Below are 16,556 nucleotides of genomic sequence, written 5' to 3' on the forward strand. Positions count from 1 at the left end.
CGCGTGGTGTCCTCCCGGGTCCGGTCTGTCACGCCTCCTAGAGTGCCAGGTCGGTTCCGATGACCGGAACGGTGGTGTTTCAGATGACCGCAACCGCCGTGATCAGGCCGATCGCCACGTGGGTGACCGCCAGCAGGCGCGCGCCGGGCTGCAGCTCCGGCTCCTTCACCAGCTCGCGTACGGAGATCCCGACGACCTTGTCGAACACCAGCATCGCCACCGTCTGCACCACGATGCCGACCAGGCCGAACACGGCCGTGCCCGCGAGCCCTTCGGCCAGCCGGCCGCCGGAGGACCAGATGGACGCGGCCACGATGAGCCCGATCGCCGCCAGCGCGGACGTGGTGAGCAGCGTGGCGTTGGCGTTGCGCTGGGTGCGGATGATCTCGCTCAGCTTGCCGGGCGTGGCCCAGTCGATCACGTAGAAGCCGACGATCAACAGGATCACGCCGACGGCGGCGTACGCGGCGATCGCGCCGGCGCCGCGGGCCAGGACTTCGAGAAGGGTCACGTCATTTCCAATCACGGGGGTGCTTCAGTTCGCGATGCGATGGGGGACGAAGGAGGAGGTGTCGTCGGTGATCAGGCCGGTGGTCTCCCTGATGCCGAGCCCGGCGGCCTCGTCGGCGACCACCCAGGCGCCGAGCACCGGTCGCTGGCCCTCGAACGCGGGCAGGGCCTCGAACCCCTGGAAGACGTACCCTTCCCGGCCGTAACGGCCGGGGGTCTCCTGGGTGCCCTCGGGGGTGACGATGCGCATCGAGGCGCCCTCCCTGCCCAGCAGCGGCTTGGCGATGTAGGAGGTCAGCTCGCGCGGCCCGTCGAGGTAGGCGGGCAGCAGGTTGGGATGGCCCGGGTAGAGCTCCCACAACACGGCGAGCAGCGCCTTGTTCGACAGCAGCGTCTTCCACAGCGGCTCGATCCAGGTGGAGTGGCGCACCGCGTGCCGGCCGAAGTCGTCGGCGAGCATCCACTCCCAGGGGTAGAGCTTGAACGCCGAGCGGATCATCTCGTCGCCGGCGTCGACGAAACGGCGGTTGAGCTCGTCCCAGCCGATGTCCTCCATGGCGACGGCGACCGTCCGGCGGCCCGCCTGCTCGGCGGTCTCCTGCAGGTAGGCGACCGTCATGGCCTCCTCGCCCGTCTCGTCGGCGTTGGTGAAGGCGAAGTGCGTGGGGCCGGGCGGCAGCGGCAGCTCGCGCCAGCGCTCGATGAGCCGCTCGTGCAGGGAGTTCCACTGGTCGTCGCCGGGGTGGGCGTCCTGCAGCCAGAACCACTGGATCACCGACGACTCCACCAGCGACGTCGGCGTGTCGGCGTTGTACTCCAGCAGCCGGGCCGGGCCGGTGCCGTCGTAGCGCAGGTCGAAGCGGCCGTACAGGTGGGGGTCGCGGCGCTCCCAGGAGCGGGCCACGGCGTCCCTGGCCCACTCGGGGACGGCGAAGTCGGCGTAACGGCCGGTCGAGACGACGTGCTCGACGGCCCGCAGGCACATGCCGTGCAGCTCCTCGACCTGCTCCTCCAGCGACTCCACCTCCTCCAGGGACAGGACGTAATGGACCGACTCGTCCCAGTAGGGCCTGCTCAGGCCCTCGGGGTGGGCCGCCCGGTGGTAGGCCAGGCCCTGACTCTCGATCGTCTTCTCCCAGCCGGGACGGACGATGCCATGCTCGCGGCGCACGTCAGCTCCCGCCGCCCCAGCTGTTGCCGAAGCCGCCGCGCTGGATCGACTTGCCGTTGCGGCTGGAGATGTTCACGTCGGACGGCCGGTACGTGGTGCCGCCCTGCATGCGGTTGCCGACCCGGTGGCCGCCGTAGTACCACATGTACGCGCCGCGCGAACCGGCGTAGTAGTGGGACCCGCCGCCGCTGCCGCCGTCGTCGTCGCAGTAGTCGTCGTCGACGACCTCGTACGTGCCGTCCTCCAGCTGCACCACGCAGTCGGCGGTGACGTCGTCGTCGTCCTGGGTCGCCGCGCAGTAGCCCACCAGCATCACCGACAGGACCCCGAGAATGGTCAGTGGGACGGCCTTGGACGATTTGCGCGGGGGCGGGGGAGCCGGCTTGCGCGGCGGGTGTGCCATGTACTTCCTGCTTTCCTGGGCGAATCAGCCTATCGGTGCGCTTCGCCCCTGTTCAATGCCGGTGGTCGTCCGCTCGGGTATGAATGACTCATGGAACCGGTCCAGGCCCTGCGCGAGATCGCCTTCCTGCTCGAACGCGCAGGTGAGCCCACCTATCGGGTCCGCGCGTTCCGCCGCGCGGCCGCGGTCGTGGACGACCTGCCGGAAGGGGAGCTCGCGCGGCTGGCCGGAGCCGGCGGGCTGGGCGACCTCCCCGGCATCGGCAAGGTCACCACCCTTGTGATCAACGAGGCGCTCGACGGTCAGGTTCCGACGTATTTGCGTAGGTTGCGGGCCACCGAGGGCGTCGAGCTCGACGCCGAGACCGCGGCCCTGCGCGCGGCGCTGAAAGGCGACCTGCACAGCCACTCCGACTGGTCCGACGGCGGCTCGCCGATCGAGGAGATGGCCGAGGCCGCCCGGGGGCTCGGGCACGAGTACTGGGCGCTGACCGACCACTCGCCGCGCCTGACCGTGGCCAAGGGGCTGTCGGCCGAGCGGCTGGAGCGGCAGCTCGACGTGGTCGCCGGGCTCAACGAGCGGCTGGCGCCCTTCCGGATCCTGACCGGCATCGAGGTCGACGTCCACCTCGACGGCTCCCTCGACCAGGACCCGGCGCTGCTCGAACGGCTCGACGTGGTCGTGGCCAGCGTCCACTCCAAGTTGCGCATGGACCGCGAGGAGATGACCCGCCGCATGGTCACCGCCGTCGCCAATCCCCTGGTCGACGTCCTCGGCCACTGCACCGGGCGGGTCGTGCGGGCGGGCGGCGAGCGCGGGGTCAAGAGACCGGAGTCGGAGTTCGACGCCGAGCTGGTCTTCGAGGCGTGCCGGCGGTTCGGGGTCGCCGTGGAGATCAACTCCAGGCCCGACCGGCTCGACCCGCCCAAGCGGCTCATGCGGCTGGCCTACGAGACGGGGTGCCTGTTCTCGATCGACTCCGACGCGCACGCGCCCGGCCAGCTCGACTGGCAGCGCTTCGGCTGCGAGCGGGCGGCCCGGTGCGGGATCGAGGCCGGACGGATCGTCAACACCTGGCCCCTGGACCGGCTGCTGGAGTGGACGGCGGAGTGAGCCTTGGGTGGCGGCGGAGTCAGGTCGTTGTCGCGGGGGCCGCGCGGAGCCGGTGATTGTCGGTGGCGGCGCGTAGCGTTCCGGCTGTGAACCGTACCGACCGGCTCTATGCGCTCGTCGAGGACCTGCGCGCCATCGCGCCACGCTGCCGCTCCGCCCGCGAGCTCGCCGAGAGGTTCGAGGTCAGCGTGCGCACCATCGAGCGCGACATCACCGCGTTGCAGGGGTCCGGGGTGCCGATCTACGCCGAGCCCGGTCGCAGGGGCGGCTACGCCCTCGACAAGAAGATGTCGCTGCCCCCGCTCAACTTCACCCCGGCCGAGGCGGTGGCCATCGCCGTGGCCCTCAGCCAGGCCGGCGACCAGCCGTTCGGCCGCCAGGCCCGCAGCGCGTTACGCAAGGTGGTCTCGGCCATGCCGGGGCCCGAGGGCGAGCTGGCCAGGGAGCTGGCGCGGCGGGTGCAGCTCGTCAGCGAGCCGCCCGAGCCGGGCACTCCGCGCCGGCCGCTCGGCGCCGAGGGCATCTCCAGGGCCATCGAGGAGGCGCTGCTGCGGCGGCGCGTGCTCAGGCTCGACTACGCCGACGCCAAGGGCGCGCTCACCTCGCGCGACGTCGAGCCGGGGGTGTTCCTGGGCGGGCGCGGCGGTTTCTGGTACCTCGTGGCGTGGTGCCGGTTGCGGGAGGACGTCCGCGTCTTCCGGCTCGACCGCATCGCCGCGGCCGTCGTCACCGTCGAGCGCTGCCCCGAGCGGCCGCTCGAAGGGTTCGCCCCCGACGTGCCGGAGATGGTGGTACGCGGAACCATGCTCGATTAATCATGCGAAAACACCGACATAGGGTTGTCGCCATAGCGATACATCGTTGTCTTGTTCGAAAGACGAGGAGACGATGATGGACAACACGGTGACCTGGTTCGAGATCGCGACCGACGACCCCGAAGGCGCCGAACGTTTCTACGGCGAGCTGTTCGGCTGGTCGTTCAGCCGCGACGACGACGGCCCGCTCGACTACCGCATGATCGGCTACCCGGGTGGCGAGCGGCCCGGCGGCGGCCTGTTCAACACCAAGGGCGACTTCCCCGCCCACGCGGTCTTCCACGTGCAGGTCGCCGACGTCGAGGCAGCGTGCGCCAAGAGCGAGTCGCTCGGCGGCAAGGTCGAGATGAAGGTGATCGACGACGGCGCCGGCACCGACTTCGCCTACCTGCGCGACGCCTCGGGGAGCCTGTTCGGAGTCTTCCACCGCAGGTGAGCCCTCCGGCGGCGGACTGCCGCCGGAGCTCGCGGGACCTCGCCGCGATCGCGCCCCCGGGGAAGCACCTTCCCCGCCGAACCGGGGCCGCGCGACGCGGGCCGTCCCGCCTGGGAGCGGTTCACCCGCCCTGGACACGCCGCCGATCGCCGAGCGGCGGCGCGTCCAGGGCCCCTTCCCCCGTCAGGGGGCCCGGTTCAGAAGGCGGCGGCCGCCAGCCAGCGGGTCAGCAGGTCGTGGTCGCCGAAGACGGCCGGCGACCGCGGGGGCCGCCGACCGTAGAGCACCAGGAGCAGCTCGCTCGCCGGGCCGCGTACGGCGGCGTCGCCCTTGGTATGGCCGCGTTCGCAGCTGACCGTCCCGTCGGCGCCCTGCGTGATGGTCCACTCGCCGTCGAGGTCGGTCGTGTGGAGGTGGATCGTGGCCCCCTCCGCGCCGAGCCCGGCCAGCGACCTGGTCACCCAGGTCGCGTACGGCAGGTTGTGCAAGAACTCCTCGATGCCGTCCACGGCGGTCGCCGCCGGGATCTCCGGGTCGAGGCCGAGTGCGAGCTCGGCGTCTACCCGGTGGATCACCAGCTCGAAGAGCATCCTGGGCGCCCACCATCCGGCCCGCAGGTCGGGGCCCCACGTCCACACCGCGAGGTCCGGGTCGGTGGTGCGCAGCACGTCCAGGAGGGCGGCGGCGCCCTCCATGAGCCAGGCGGCGTCGCCGTGCGCGCCCTCGGGCAGGCCGCTGGGCACGTCGCGCGACCAGACGCGCTGCTGGACCCGGTGGCGCAGCACGTGCGCCGCCCAGCGATGGGTCCGGCCGACATGCGTGACGAGATCGCCGATCGTCCATCCCGGGCACGTCGGCACCGGGACGGACAGATCGGTCGCCAGCGCCGCCAGCCGCGCGGCCTCGCCCTCGATCCGGGCGATGAAGGTGTCGTTGTCGGTCACCCGTCACACACTAGGCCGCCGGGCAGGTCGCGCCCTTGGCGGGCAGCTTGCCCTCCACCAGGTACGCGTCCACCAGCCCCTGCACGCACTTGCTGCCCGACAGGTACGCCCCGTGCCCCTCGCCCTCGTACGTCACCAACCGCGCGGTCCTGAGCTGGGCCGTCAGCCGCGGCGCCCACTGGTACGGCGTGGCGGGGTCGCCCTTGCCGCCCACGACCAGGATCGGCGCCGACCCGGTGGCGTTGACGTGCCGCGCCTCGTTGCTGCCCTTGGCCGGCCACACCCGGCACAACCCGCCCGAGCCCTCGCTGCCGAACAGCGGCGAGATCCGCAGCGCCGCCGCCTCGGTGCGCCGCAGCTCGGCCTCGCTGGGCCGTTCGGCGGTGTCCACGCAGGTGATGGCCGGGAAGCTGGTCATCTGCGTGGAGTAGGTGCCGTCCTCCGAGCGTCCGGTGTAGGAGTCGGCCAGGTACATCAGCGCCTCGCCATGGCCCTTCAGCGCCTCGCCGAGCGCCTTCTCCAGGAACGGCCAGGTCAGCTCGGAGTACAGGGCGGCGGCCACGCCGGTGGAGGCCAGGCCCTGGGTGAGCTGCCGGCCGTCCACCTTCAGCGGCTTGGCGGCGAGCTGGTTCATCAGGTTCTCGACGTTGGCGTTGGCGGCGGTCACGTCCTTGCCGACCTCGCAGCCGCCCTTGACGCAGCTGCGCAGGAAGCTCTCGTACGCCTGCTGGAAGCCGCGGGTCTGGGTGAGCGTGCGCTGCTCGAAGGTGACCGTCGGGTCGAGCGGCGCGTCGAGCAGCATGCGGCCCACGTTCTTGGGGAACTGGGTGGCGTAGACGGCGCCGAGCTGGGTGCCGTACGACATGCCGACGTAGTTGAGCTTCGGGTCGCCGACGGCGGCGCGGATGCGGTCCATGTCACGGGCGGCGTTGACGGTGCCGACGTAGGGCAGGACCTTGCCGGAGTGCTGCTGGCAGAGCTGGGCGAACTCCTTGTTGGCGTCCAGGCTCTCCTGGCGGGTCTGCGCGTTGGTGGGCAGCGTGTTCAGCGAGACGAACCGGTCCATCTGCGCGCTGTCCCCGCAGCGTACGCCCGCGCTGCGCTCGACGCCGCGCGGGTCGAAGCTGACCAGGTCGTAGTGGGCGCGCAGGGAGGTGAGCGCCTTGGCGGCCTGGTCGAGGGTGTCCACGCCGGAGGCGCCCGGCCCGCCGAAGTTGAACACCATCGAGCCGAGCCGCTTCTTCGGATCGGTGGCCGACAGCTTGATGAGCGCCAGCTCCAGCTTGTCGCCGTCGGGGCGGGAGTAGTCGAGGGGCACCGCCAGCTTCCCGCAGCGCACCGAGGCGTCCTGCTGTGCCGGTGGCTCGCCGTCCGGGCGCTTGATGTCGGTGCACGGCCCCCACGCGATCTGGTCGGTGTCGGCGGCGGGCCCGTCGGTGGCGGGCTCTGCGGGTGCACTCGCGCAGCCCGCGGCCGTTACGAGCAGGGCGGCGGCTAGGACGCGTCGCATACGAACATTCCCCTTCGTGTCTTCGGGGGAAGCAGTGCCCACGATACGGGACCTCGCGTCGAACCTGGGTGAGGCGGCACGTACCCCTCCTGGACGTGCCGCCTCATCCGTCAAACGGAGCGGAGGCCCGGACATGACGGCGCTCCCGCGAGAAACAGTTCGCGGGAGCGCGCCTTCCGGATGACTCAGACGCCCATCGACTGGGTGTCGTTGCTCTCCGCGCCGCCGGCTTCGGTGACGCCGTTCTTCAGGTGGTAGCGGGCGATGGCCTCGCGCAGCACCTCGCCGTCGAGCTCGCCCCGCTTGACCAGCCGGGTGAGCACGGCCAGCGTGATCGAGGCGGCGTCCACGTGGAAGTGGCGACGCAGCGCCGAGCGGGTGTCGGACAGGCCGAACCCGTCGGTGCCCAGCGAGGACCAGTCACCCGGCACCCACTGCGCGATCTGGTCCTGGACCGCCTTCATGTAGTCGCTGACGCCCACGAACGGGCCGCTGGCCTGCGAGAGCGCCTGCGTCACGTACGGGACGCGCTGCTCGGCGTCGGGGTTGAGCAGGTTGTGCTCCTCGCACGCCAGCGCGTCGCGCCGCAGCTCGGACCACGACGTCGCCGACCACACGTCGGCGGACACGCCCCACTCCTCGGCCAGCAGGCGCTGGGCCTCCATGGCCCACGGACCGGCCACGCCGGAGGCCAGGATATTGGCCTTCGGCCCCTGCGTCTGCGGGCCCTCGGCGAACTTGTACAGGCCCTTGAGCAGGCCCTCGACGTCGAGGTTGGCCGGCTGCGCGGGCTGCAGGTAGGGCTCGTTGTAGACGGTCAGGTAGTAGAAGACGTCTTCCGGCTGCTCGCCGTACATGCGGCGCAGGCCGTCCTTGACGATGTGGGCGACCTCGAAGGCCCAGGACGGGTCGTAGGAGACCGCGGCCGGGTTCGTCGAGGCGATGAGCGGCGTGTGGCCGTCTTCGTGCTGCAGGCCCTCGCCGTTGAGCGTGGTGCGGCCGGCGGTGGCGCCGAGCAGGAAGCCGCGGCCCATCTGGTCGCCCATCTGCCACATCTGGTCGCCGGTGCGCTGCCACCCGAACATCGAGTAGAAGATGTAGACCGGGATCATGTGCTCGCCGTGCGTGGCGTAGGAGGTGCCGGCCGCGATGGTCGAGGCCATCGAGCCCGACTCGCTGATGCCCTCGTGCAGGATCTGCCCCTGCACGGCCTCCTTGTACGACAGCAGCAGCTCCCTGTCGACCGCCTCGTACGTCTGCCCGTGGGGCGAGTAGATCTTGGCCGTCGGGAACATGGCGTCGAGACCGAACGTGCGGGCCTCGTCGGGGATGATCGGCACGAACCGGTGGCCGATCTCCTTGTCGCGCATGAGGTCCTTCAGCAGGCGCACGAACGCCATGGTCGTGGCGACCTGCTGCTTGCCCGAGCCCTTGCCGAACTGGCTGTAGACGTCGTCGCCGGGCAGCTTGACCGGCTTGGCGCGCACGACCCGCTTGGGCAGCACACCGCCGAGCGCCGCGCGGCGCTCCTTCATGTACTGGATCTCGGGGTCGTTCTCGCCCGGGTGGAAGTACGGGGGCAGCTCGCCCTCCAGGGCCGAGTCCGGGATCGGCAGGTAGAGCCGGTCGCGGAACTCCTTCAGCTCGGCCTTGGTGAGCTTCTTCATCTGGTGGGTGGCGTTGCGCGCCTCGAAGTCCTTGCCCAGCGTCCAGCCCTTGATGGTCTGGGCGAGGATCACCGTCGGCTGGCCGACGTGCTCGCGGGCCGCCTTGAAGGCCGCGTAGACCTTGCGGTAGTCGTGGCCGCCGCGCGACAGCTTGCGGATGTCGTCGTCGGACAGGTGCTCGACCATCTTGCGCAGGCGCGGGTCGCCGCCGAAGAAGTGGTCGCGGATGTAGCCGCCGGTCTCCACCGAGTAGGTCTGGAACTGGCCGTCGGGCGTGGTGTTCATCTGGTTGACCAGCACGCCGTCGACGTCGGCCGCGAGCAGCGGGTCCCAGTCGCGGCCCCACACGACCTTGATCACGTTCCAGCCGGCGCCGCGGAAGTACGACTCCAGCTCCTGGATGATCTTGCCGTTGCCGCGTACCGGGCCGTCGAGCCGCTGCAGGTTGCAGTTGATGACGAACGTGAGGTTGTCCAGCTCCTCGCGGGCGGCCAGGCCGATCGCGCCGAGCGACTCGGGCTCGTCCATCTCGCCGTCGCCGAGGAAGGCCCACACGTGGCTGCGCGAGGTGTCCTTGAGCTCGCGGTTGAGCAGGTAGCGGTTGAACCGCGCCTGGTAGATCGCGCCGATCGGGCCGAGGCCCATGGAGACCGTCGGGAACTCCCAGAAGTCGGGCATGAGCCGCGGGTGCGGGTAGGAGGGCAGGCCGCGGAAGCCGTGCGACAGCTCCTGCCGGAACGCGTCGAGCTGGGCCTCGTTGAGCCGGCCCTCCAGGAAGGCGCGGGCGTAGATGCCCGGCGCGGCGTGGCCCTGGAAGAACACCTGGTCGCCCGACTCGCCGTGGTCCTTGCCACGGAAGAAGTGGTTGAAGCCCACCTCGTAGAGCGAGGCCGCCGAGGCGTAGGTGGCGATGTGGCCGCCCACGTTCGTACGGGCGTTGGCCCGCGACACCATGACCGCGGCGTTCCACCGGATGTAGGCGCGGATGCGCCGCTCGACGTGCTCGTCGCCCGGGAACCAGGGCTCGCGCTCCGGCGGGATCGTGTTGATGTAGTCGGTGCTGCGCAGGCCCGGCACGCCGACCTGGTGCTCGCGGGCCCGTTCCAGCATGCGGAGCATGAGGTAGCGGGCTCTGGTGCGGCCTTCGGTCTTGACGACATTGTCGAGGGACTCGAGCCACTCGTTGGTCTCACTGGGGTCGACATCAGGCAGCTGGCTGGGTAGGCCGTCGCTGATGATCGAGAATCGCTGGCGTCCGGAAGCCACTGGGTCTCGCCTTCCGAGAATGACTGAAGTCTGGTCTGGGTCGCCTTCCATCCTGGTCGCTAGTCGTAGAAAACGCATCTCTACTGACGGGTAACCAGAGCGTCCCTGCTGGCAGGGCCATGTTGGTGGCCTAGACCACCGATGGTAGGACGAATCGCCACCAAAGGTTACATCGGTGGAGCAATTTAACAAGACTAGAAAACGGACGAAATTTCCCCCCAATCCTAGGGGGCTGGCCCGGTGGGTCGGCCTCCGCCCTCAACCCTCCCCCGAACGGGGCGGTCCTCACCCGGACGGGGCGGCCGGGCCGCGCCGCGCGAGTCTAGCCACCGTCTTCGCGGCGGGGCCGGGCGGGGCGGCGCGTCGCGCCGGGGAGGGGAGCGGCACACACCTCTTCTCCTTGTTTCTGTACGCGCTTCGGAGCCGCCGCACCTTCACGGCGTGCACCCGAGGCGCGTCGTACCCGTGGCCGGTCGTACCCGTGGCCGGTCGTACCCGAGACGGGCCGTACCCGAGGCCGGTCGTACCCGAGACGGGCCGCATTCGGGACAGGCCGCACATCCGCGCCCGCCGCCGAGGTGTCCGCGCAGCGGCCCCAGAGAACTCAGGGAGCGGCGGGCGGTCGCGAAGCCGGGTCCTGCATCCTGTCGGCCCCTCTGAAGTCGTGTGTCCGGATGCCTGGGCGTCTCTCTCCTTGTGTCTCTTGCCGGGCCGGCCCTCTGTCGTGCATCCCCAGCGGCTGCCTCCGCTCGCGTCGCAAACGGCTCTCGGCCGGGCCGCTGCCGAAATGAGGCCATATCGGAACCATCAGGCGACAGAGCCGGACGCGACCCCGCCGTCCTGCCTCTGACCAGCCCTGACGCCGTAGTGGTCAGGTGATCCGACGACCATGGCCCGGCCGCGGCGCCCGAAACGCGGCGCCCGTGGCGCGTAACGTTTCGGTCATCATTTTCGGCCCCTATGAAGACCGGGCAAAAAATCGCCGTCATCGGCCTCCGCCCTTTTCCTGGGCCGTCCGCCGTACCAATGTGGAAGGTATGAATGCGACGGCAGGAGACCGGCTCCTGATGCACGGCAACACCGTCGGCGAAAGGGAGCGAAGCGGCGTCATCACCGAGGTCCACGGCCCGGACGGCGGGCCTCCGTACATCGTGCGGTTCGACGACGGCCACACCGGGCTGGTCTTTCCCGGCCCTGATGCGGTCGTTGTGCCTCAGTAGGATTTCCCTGTGAGATCAGAAATCATCTCCGTGGCCACGGGTTCACGCGAGACCGTGCACGACATCACCGCTGAATGCGCTGAATTCGTGCGCGCGCAGGGAGAAGACGGCCTGTTGCACGTTTTCGTGCCGCACGCGACCGCGGGCGTGGCGCTGCTGGAGCTCGGCTCCGGCAGCGACGACGACCTGCTCGCCGCGCTGCGTGACCTGCTCCCGGCCGACGACCGCTGGCGTCATGCCCACGGTTCGCGCGGTCACGGCAGGTCACACGTCATGCCCGCGCTGATCCCGCCGTACGCCACGATCCCCGTGCTGGGCGGGAGAATGGCGTTGGGCACATGGCAGTCCGTCGCGCTGGTCGACCTCAATGTCGACAACACGCAACGCCAGGTTCGCCTGTCGTTTTTGTCAGATTGATTCTGGCCGACTACGGCCGTACCCGTGGCGACCGTTGACGACTGAGGGTCACAGCGTGTGGACTGTGCCGAAGCGATAAACCGCATAGAGCGGGGCCACTCAAGCAGGAGGGATAAACGTGAGCGCGACCGCGGGTCAGGCGCAGGGCGAGCGCGGCCTGGCCGAACGACTCGGCCTCAAGCCGGGTCAGGTGGTGCAGGAGATCGGTTGGGACGAGGACGTCGACGACGAGCTTCGCGACTCCATCGAGGACCTGACCGGCAACGAGCTGCTGGACGAGGAGAGTGACGACGTCGTCGACGTGGTGCTGCTGTGGTGGCGCGACGGCGACGGGGACCTCTTCGACGCCCTCAGCGACGCCATGCGAGCACTCGCCGAAGCCGGCCAGATCTGGCTGCTGACTCCCAAGGCCGGGCGCGATGGCCACGTGGAGCCGAGCGACATCGGGGAGGATGCCGCTACCGCGGGTCTCTCGCAGACCAGCAGCATCTCAGCCGCACCCGACTGGTCCGGGACCAGGCTCGTCGCACCGAAGGGCCGACGTTAGGAAACTCCGAGGCCGGCCGATACGGCAGGATGATGGCTGTGAACGCACATCCTGCCGAGGTCGGCGCACCAGCTCCGGATTTCGAGCTGCAGGACCAGCACGGCGCCCCGGTGAGACTGTCCATGTTCCGGGGCGAGAAGGTCGTGCTGGTCTTCTATCCGCTTGCCTTCAGCGGGATCTGCGAGGGCGAGCTCACCGCGCTGCGCGACCAGCCTCTCGACGCGCGGGTGCTCGCCGTGTCGGTCGACTCCGTGTTCGCCCTGCGTGCCTGGTCCGATCGAGAAGGTTACGAATTCGCCCTGCTCTCCGATTTCTGGCCACATGGACAGGTCGCCCAGGCGTACGGTGTGTTCGATGAGGCGAAGGGGCTCGCACGTCGGGGGACCTTCGTCATCGACGGCGAGGGCGTGATCCGGTGGTCGGTGATCAGTCCGATCTCCTCGGCACGTGACGTCGCCGACTACGTCAAGGCACTCGCCGACATTTCCTGACCTCGGAGGGAACGATGCCCTGCTACCGATGCGGGGCCCGGCAGACCGACCCGGTCCGTGGCGCCAGCCCGTGGCAGCGCGGGGTGCGCAACGAGTCCCAGGTGCTGATCTGCCCGGACTGTCAACGGCTGCACGACCTCGATCTCGACTCCTGCGCCACCTGCGGGTCCACCGCGCTCATCTGCCGGCTGGGGGAGATCGAGTGCCGCGGCTGCGGCGCCGTCCGGCAGGCCCGGGAGCCGAAGGGGTTCGAGGAGCAGGGCGCGTACGCGGGGTCCGGGGCTCCGCCGGGGCTGTCGGCGGAGGTCGAGGCGGCGCTCAACCGGGTGCTGGGCAGGGCCTGACCGCCCGGGTGATCTTGGGCCCAAGGCTCTGGCGCCGTGCGGTCGGTCTCCCAGTTCAGGGCCCTGGTGCCGCCGGCTTCGACCGCGACGCCGCGCCCCCCTTCCGCCTGAGAGATTCTCAAGCGCCTTTTCGGACATTTGCTGACCTGCGCTATCGTCTCCTTTCGTGTCCGCTATGAGTTCGTTCGTCGTCGCGCTCGACGTCGGTGGCACGTCCATGAAGGGCGGCCTGGTCAGCGAGTCCGGTGAGGTGTTGCTGAGCGAGCGGCGCCACACTCCTCGCGCGGAGGGCCCTGAGGCGGTCGTGTCCGCCATTTCAGACTTCATCGGCCACCTGGCCTCCTCCGGCGACGGCGAACCCGCAGGCGTCGGTCTGGCCGTCCCCGGGCTGGTGTCCGAGAACGCGGCTCTCTATGCGGCGAACCTGGGCTGGCGTGACGTCCCCGCCTCGAACTTCACCACCCTGGACATCCCCGTCATGCTGGGCCACGACGTCCGCACGGGCGGTCTGGCCGAGAGCATCCTCGGCGCCGGAAGAGGCGTCTCCGACTTCCTGTTCCTCCCGATCGGCACCGGTATCGCCGGAGCCTCGATCATCAACGGCGACCCGTACGGCGGCTCCTCCGGCTGGGCCGGCGAGATCGGCCACACCCCCGTCTTCCCCGACGGCGAACAGTGCGCGTGCGGCCAGTTCGGCTGCCTGGAGACGTACGCCTCGGCGGCCTCGGTCGGCCGCCGCTACAGCCAGCGCGCGGGCGTGGAGGGCGTGCGCGCCGAGCAGGTGGTCGCCTCCGACGACCCCATCGCCATCGAGGTGTGGGACGAGGCCGTGGAGGCCCTGTCGCTCGCTCTGGCGACGTACACGCTGCTGCTGGACCCCTCGGTGATCGTCCTCGGCGGCGGCCTGGCCGAGGCCGGCCCCGCCCTCTTCGATCCCGTACGTACCCGCCTGGTCAAGCGCCTGGCCTTCCGCGACGCGCCCCCGCTCGTCCCGGCCGCGCTGGGCGTCGACGCCGGCATGCTGGGCGCCGCCCTGCTCGGCTGGCGAGCCGCCGGCCGCCCCGAACTGGGCCCCGGCTGGACGGTGAATGTGCGATCGGCCCCTCTGGTGTCGTAAGGTTAGTGCCGATCAGGGGGCGGTTAGCTCAGCGGTAGAGCACTCGCCTTACAAGCGAGGGGTCACTGGTTCGAACCCAGTACCGCCCACCTCGTAGAACAGCCCCGTTTCCGATCACGGAAACGGGGCTTCGTGCCATCAGCGTGCCATTAGCCGGTGCGAGGGCTTTTCTCGATCTTGCGTTCACGGCGTCGCCGATCTTGCCATCGACATGGGTTCGCGGCTCGGGCAGTACGGGTCAGGAGCGTGCGTGTCATCCGCAAGGCTTCAAAGCGAGGGGTAGGTGCGAGGCTCCACTACGATGCGGTGCCACGCCTGCACCGCCCTGGAGCACAGGAAGAGCGAGTACACGGAGAGCCCTCTGGGGCTGCTGTTCCGCGTCCGCCTGTAGGCCCGGTCGGTGTTCAGACAGGGCGTCAGACGGACTGGACGACGATGGTCACGGCCAATGCTGTCGCGCTCAGGAGCATCGCGACGATTGGCAGGGTTCGATTGGTGGCTGTCCCGACGCGAGCCTCGGACATGCCGAACCCCGACATGAAGGCGGCCACGTACGACACCCAGATCCCGACGCGGGCCAACACCATGGTCACGTCGAGCAGGAGGGCCAGGATACCGAGGCAAAGGCCGACGACACCTGCCCAGTTGTGCGTTGTCGGGGCTGGCATAGGCGGCTGCTAAGGCTACTGGTCGTACGGCTGGTGTACGACCCGTAGATTTGGCGAGTTTTGGGATCCCAGCCGCTCTCGGCGCCTTTCGGTGAAGGGACGTGCGAAGGCGAGCTTGCACCTCCGCTGCCAACTGACGTTTGTTGTCCTCGAAGGCCGATCCCAACGGCTTCCCGGCCCAAGCCTCGTCATGAAATGATCCACTGCGGTTGGATCCACGTGAGGACTGGCATGTCTCCCAAAGCGATGGCGTTCGTCGCCTTCCTGTTGATCGGCTCGGGCATTCTCACTGGCCTGATGTCCGTTACGGCAGGTGGTGAATCCTGCGGTTCGGCATTTGTCGGAGTCGCCTGGCAGCAACTCGATCCGTCCTCCGACGTGTTCGACAGGCTCCAACATATGGACAACTGCACAGACCGGCGGAACCTCGTCAAGATTCCCGCTACCGTGCTGATCGCCGTAGGCGGGGTCACATTGTTCGCCGCCTTCCTTTCACGGCGACGCATATCCGTTTCGGACGGATAGAGTGGCCGGCCGCTTCTACGGCGGTGGCCGGCGTTCGACTGTGCTCCGGTGACTGGCATGCTCTGTGGTGTGACGATTCGTACTGCGACCCGCCGGGATCTGCCCGCGATCATCGCGCTCCTGGCCGACGAGGACACCGTGGTCGATGCCGAAACCGTTGAGGTCGACGAGGCGTACGAGCGAGCCTTCAAGGCCGTCGACACCGACGAGCGCAACGAGATGATCGTGATGGACGAGGCAGACGGTACGGTCATCGGCTGCCTCCAGCTGACGTACATCCCTGGCCTGGGACGACACGGGCAGGAGCGGGCGCTCATCGAGGCGGTCCGGGTGCGTGCCGATCGACGTGGGGCGGGGCTCGGGCGCGAACTGCTCACCTGGGCGATCGAGCGGGCACGCGCCCGCGGCTGCACTCTGGTTCAGCTCACCAGCAACAAGCGCCGCACCGAGGCGCATCGTTTCTACGACTCTCTCGGCTTCGTCCGCAGTCACGACGGGTTCAAGCTGTCGTTCTGAGGCGGGGCGCCGAGCGGGGGGTCATGACCCCATGCGAGATGAGCCGACGATTTTGATCGTGCGTACTCCGGGTTTTCCGATCAGCTTGGCGAGTGCCGGTTTCGAGTGTCCGTAGACGACCAATCCATAGATCCTGCCTTCATGTGCTGCCTGACGTAAACGGCGGAGATCGAGCCCGAAAGACTTCAGGTTCAGTGCGTCGGTCCACTCCAGCTTGGCCGCCCAACGTCTGTACAGCTCGATCGGCGAAGTGTTCTGGCATTCGGTTTCATAGACCGCGCACGACCGCCAGTAGACCGGTTTGTCGGCGTCCCCGCGCGATCGGGAGAGGAACAGGAACACGGCGTCCAATCGGATTCCTTGCACGTCCAAGGTGGTGGTCAGTTCGTTCTCGGTCATGGGGGCCGTCAGTTCCACGACGGCGGTGGAGAAGTCATTCTTGCCCAGGGCCGCTATCGCCTGGCGGGCCTGGTTTTTGGCCGGCTCGTCGACGCCCTCGCCGCCGTGGAACGAGCGCAGCAACGGGCTCATCATCGCCTCGGGCATGGCGGGAGCGGAGGTCCTGCCCAGCACGTCGGTCACTATCTCTTCGTGTGCTGGATGATCTCGCAGACTCGGATGCGTCTCGAAACTGCTGACCGTCACGCCCATCGACAGGGGGCCCACACCCACCTCGTGGCCCACGATGACGTCGTACTCCGGATGCGCCACCTGGAAGGCGCCGCCATAGACCTCGCGCATGCGTTCGGCGCGCCCGCCGAACAGGTGCACGCCTTCGGCCAGACAGGCGAGCAGAACGAGGATGACGACGATGACATACCCGGTTCTGCGTGAATTTCCGGTGCGGCTGTCTGCGGTCAAGGCGGTCTCCCGTGC

19 protein-coding genes and 1 tRNA gene are annotated in these 16,556 nt (G+C 69.3%); 12 read left to right on the forward strand and 8 right to left on the reverse strand.

The window, feature by feature from the left end:
* Positions 1-79: 79 nt before the first annotated feature.
* The 3 genes from ACFYYW_RS28320 to ACFYYW_RS28330 are packed head-to-tail and all read right to left on the reverse strand — an operon-like array spanning position 80 to position 2,084.
* Entirely contained in the window at positions 80-511 is a 432-nt protein-coding gene (locus ACFYYW_RS28320; protein ID WP_352323647.1) for a DUF350 domain-containing protein, read from the reverse strand.
* A gap of 24 nt (positions 512-535) precedes the next feature.
* On the reverse strand, positions 536-1,681 hold the full coding sequence (locus ACFYYW_RS28325) for a glutathionylspermidine synthase family protein (protein WP_387652841.1): 1,146 nt from the start codon (positions 1,679-1,681) through the stop codon (positions 536-538).
* 1 nt (position 1,682) lies between these two features.
* A complete protein-coding gene (locus ACFYYW_RS28330) occupies positions 1,683-2,084 on the reverse strand; it encodes a hypothetical protein (protein WP_357965590.1) in 402 nt (133 codons plus the stop codon).
* A 90-nt stretch (positions 2,085-2,174) separates the two neighbouring features.
* Here ACFYYW_RS28330 and ACFYYW_RS28335 point away from each other — a divergent pair, with 90 nt between their 5' ends.
* The 3 genes from ACFYYW_RS28335 (at position 2,175) to ACFYYW_RS28345 (ending at position 4,448) form a co-directional block, all read left to right on the forward strand.
* Positions 2,175-3,197, forward strand: a complete 1,023-nt coding sequence (locus ACFYYW_RS28335; RefSeq protein WP_387652844.1) for a PHP domain-containing protein — start codon at positions 2,175-2,177, stop codon at positions 3,195-3,197.
* Between the two features lie 86 nt (positions 3,198-3,283).
* On the forward strand, positions 3,284-4,012 hold the full coding sequence (locus tag ACFYYW_RS28340) for a YafY family protein (protein WP_352323651.1): 729 nt from the start codon (positions 3,284-3,286) through the stop codon (positions 4,010-4,012).
* A 73-nt stretch (positions 4,013-4,085) separates the two neighbouring features.
* Entirely contained in the window at positions 4,086-4,448 is a 363-nt protein-coding gene (locus ACFYYW_RS28345) for a VOC family protein (protein WP_387652846.1), read from the forward strand.
* 197 nt (positions 4,449-4,645) lie between these two features.
* On the opposite strand, the gene ACFYYW_RS28350 is transcribed toward ACFYYW_RS28345, so the two are convergent.
* The 3 genes from ACFYYW_RS28350 to aceE all read right to left on the reverse strand — a co-directional run bounded on the left by ACFYYW_RS28350 (position 4,646) and on the right by aceE (position 9,835).
* Positions 4,646-5,392, reverse strand: a complete 747-nt coding sequence (locus tag ACFYYW_RS28350; RefSeq protein ID WP_387652848.1) for a maleylpyruvate isomerase family mycothiol-dependent enzyme — start codon at positions 5,390-5,392, stop codon at positions 4,646-4,648.
* 10 nt (positions 5,393-5,402) lie between these two features.
* The gene (locus ACFYYW_RS28355; protein WP_387652850.1) at positions 5,403-6,902 is read right to left on the reverse strand and encodes an alpha/beta hydrolase; all 1,500 of its coding nucleotides are present in this window, start codon (positions 6,900-6,902) and stop codon (positions 5,403-5,405) included.
* 185 nt (positions 6,903-7,087) lie between these two features.
* Positions 7,088-9,835, reverse strand: coding sequence for a pyruvate dehydrogenase (acetyl-transferring), homodimeric type (aceE, locus tag ACFYYW_RS28360; protein ID WP_387652852.1), 2,748 nt, complete (start codon positions 9,833-9,835; stop codon positions 7,088-7,090).
* A 923-nt stretch (positions 9,836-10,758) separates the two neighbouring features.
* Here aceE and ACFYYW_RS28365 point away from each other — a divergent pair.
* From ACFYYW_RS28365 to ACFYYW_RS28395, 7 genes are all read left to right on the forward strand, one after another.
* Entirely contained in the window at positions 10,759-11,055 is a 297-nt protein-coding gene (locus tag ACFYYW_RS28365) for a DUF1918 domain-containing protein (RefSeq protein ID WP_387652854.1), read from the forward strand.
* Between the two features lie 9 nt (positions 11,056-11,064).
* On the forward strand, positions 11,065-11,472 hold the full coding sequence (locus tag ACFYYW_RS28370; RefSeq protein ID WP_352321050.1) for a secondary thiamine-phosphate synthase enzyme YjbQ: 408 nt from the start codon (positions 11,065-11,067) through the stop codon (positions 11,470-11,472).
* Between the two features lie 118 nt (positions 11,473-11,590).
* Positions 11,591-12,019: a DUF3052 domain-containing protein gene (locus tag ACFYYW_RS28375; protein WP_352321051.1), complete on the forward strand. Its 429-nt coding sequence runs from the start codon at positions 11,591-11,593 to the stop codon at positions 12,017-12,019.
* 32 nt (positions 12,020-12,051) lie between these two features.
* Positions 12,052-12,510 (forward strand): peroxiredoxin, encoded by a 459-nt coding sequence (locus ACFYYW_RS28380; protein WP_352321208.1) that lies wholly within the window; start codon positions 12,052-12,054, stop codon positions 12,508-12,510.
* Positions 12,511-12,524: 14 nt separating this feature from the next.
* The gene (locus ACFYYW_RS28385; RefSeq protein ID WP_387652856.1) at positions 12,525-12,854 is read left to right on the forward strand and encodes a hypothetical protein; all 330 of its coding nucleotides are present in this window, start codon (positions 12,525-12,527) and stop codon (positions 12,852-12,854) included.
* 175 nt (positions 12,855-13,029) lie between these two features.
* Entirely contained in the window at positions 13,030-13,971 is a 942-nt protein-coding gene (locus ACFYYW_RS28390) for an ROK family protein (RefSeq protein WP_364414857.1), read from the forward strand.
* A gap of 17 nt (positions 13,972-13,988) precedes the next feature.
* Positions 13,989-14,060: transfer RNA gene (locus ACFYYW_RS28395), tRNA-Val, on the forward strand.
* A gap of 327 nt (positions 14,061-14,387) precedes the next feature.
* Here the strand turns inward: ACFYYW_RS28395 and ACFYYW_RS28400 are convergent.
* The gene (locus ACFYYW_RS28400; protein WP_387652858.1) at positions 14,388-14,639 is read right to left on the reverse strand and encodes a hypothetical protein; all 252 of its coding nucleotides are present in this window, start codon (positions 14,637-14,639) and stop codon (positions 14,388-14,390) included.
* A gap of 231 nt (positions 14,640-14,870) precedes the next feature.
* On the opposite strand from ACFYYW_RS28400, the gene ACFYYW_RS28405 reads away from it, so the two are divergent.
* Both ACFYYW_RS28405 and ACFYYW_RS28410 read left to right on the forward strand, forming a co-directional pair.
* Positions 14,871-15,164 (forward strand): hypothetical protein, encoded by a 294-nt coding sequence (locus ACFYYW_RS28405; protein WP_387652860.1) that lies wholly within the window; start codon positions 14,871-14,873, stop codon positions 15,162-15,164.
* 69 nt (positions 15,165-15,233) lie between these two features.
* On the forward strand, positions 15,234-15,680 hold the full coding sequence (locus ACFYYW_RS28410; protein ID WP_387652862.1) for a GNAT family N-acetyltransferase: 447 nt from the start codon (positions 15,234-15,236) through the stop codon (positions 15,678-15,680).
* Positions 15,681-15,701: 21 nt separating this feature from the next.
* Here the strand turns inward: ACFYYW_RS28410 and ACFYYW_RS28415 are convergent, their stop codons facing one another.
* The gene (locus ACFYYW_RS28415; RefSeq protein ID WP_387652864.1) at positions 15,702-16,541 is read right to left on the reverse strand and encodes a hypothetical protein; all 840 of its coding nucleotides are present in this window, start codon (positions 16,539-16,541) and stop codon (positions 15,702-15,704) included.
* Positions 16,542-16,556: the final 15 nt, after the last annotated feature.

The sequence above is a fragment of the Nonomuraea sp. NPDC001831 genome (assembly GCF_042892035.1).
Lineage (GTDB): Bacteria > Actinomycetota > Actinomycetes > Streptosporangiales > Streptosporangiaceae > Nonomuraea.